At 69.2% G+C, this 1,319-nt stretch carries 2 protein-coding genes; both read right to left on the bottom strand.

The window, feature by feature from the left end:
* The coding region (locus L107_RS16315; RefSeq protein WP_201295787.1) for an acyltransferase at window positions 1-317 on the bottom strand (317 nt) is incomplete at its 3' end.
* Window positions 317-1,319: SGNH hydrolase domain-containing protein (locus L107_RS03175; protein WP_304523532.1), on the bottom strand; the 1,003-nt coding region annotated here is incomplete at its 5' end. The genes L107_RS16315 and L107_RS03175, both read right to left, overlap by 1 nt.

Genomic DNA, 1,319 nt, shown 5'->3' on the forward strand with positions numbered 1-1,319 from the left:
AGGTTCGGCATCAGACGCCGCACCCGCCGCAGGTAGAACATCCCCAGCCGGGGCCCCAGAGGCTTGCCCGCCTGAGCCAGCAGCGAGCCCATCACCACATACCCCGAGATCACGAAGAAGATGTCCACCCCCGTGAAGCCTCCGGGCAGCCATCTCTTGTTCAGGTGGAACACCAGCACCGCCAGCATCGCCGCTCCCCGCAGCGCGTCGATGTCCGGCCGGTAGGCGAAGCCTCCTCCCTTCCCGACGGCTCCGCTCGCTGGGCCGCTCGCCGCCGCGGCGACTCCGGTGCTGGTCACGGCGGGGGCCAGAGCCATCAGCGGCCTCCCGGGACCAGGCCCGCCTGCGCCAGGAACCGCTCGAACGGCTCCGCCAGCGAACGGCTGCCCGTCACGCTCAGGTGGTGGGAATCGGAATAGATGATCCTGCCCTGATCATTGCGGTAGCGCACCCGGCCATCCGGGGCGAGCAGATAGGGGGTGGGGTCGAACACATGCACGTTGGGCAGGCCCGCCGCCGCCGCCTCCAGGGTGAGGCGCACCGCCAGCTGGCCGGCGGCGGTCACGGAGGGGTCGGGGGCGCAGCTGCTGGGGGAATCCTTCGGGCAGGCCACGATCTCACGGGCAAGGGGGGGATTGTCGACCACCAGCACCAGCTGGACCCCCCGGGCGGCCAGCCGCTGGGCATAGGCCCGCATGCTGAGGATGTGGGCCTGGCGCACCTCGGCCACATTCAGTCGCCGGCCTGCGAGGTAGGCCGGCTGCCCCTGGGTGGTGCCCGCCGGATCGGCGCTGCTCAGGTAGTTGTTGAGGTTGCTGGAGATGATGACGATGTCACCCGGCCTGAGCCGTTCCAGGGACCGCTCCATCTCCCCGGCCGCAAAGTCGGTGCACGGCTTGTAGGGGCGGTTGTTGAGGAACAGCGTCAGCTGGGGATCGATGAAGCAGGAGCGCTTGTTGGTGAAGGTGATGCGCTGGCCCGTGCGGGCGGTCACCAGGTCGAGCATCGGCAGCAGGTGCTGGGCATGGGAATCGCCCAGCAGAAAGATCTCCCGGGCGCCGGGGAGGCCGGGCCGGTTGCACCTGTCGAAATTCGGGCGGGTGGTGGCGTTGTAGGGCTTGCCGCTGGCCACCGTGCAATCGCTGGTGATGCCGGTGCCGGGGATCAGGGGATTGAGCGCATGGACCCGCTCGCTGATCGGTACCGGATCGGCGTCCTTGCCCAGGAACAACTTGCCGCGGAACTGGTGGTGCAGCGCATCGATGCCGATCCACAGGCCCCCCACCGCCAGCACCGCCAGAGCTGTCTCCCACCACCAC

The organism is Cyanobium sp. Copco_Reservoir_LC18 (genome assembly GCF_009834675.1).
Classification (GTDB): domain Bacteria; phylum Cyanobacteriota; class Cyanobacteriia; order PCC-6307; family Cyanobiaceae; genus Cyanobium; species Cyanobium minutissimum.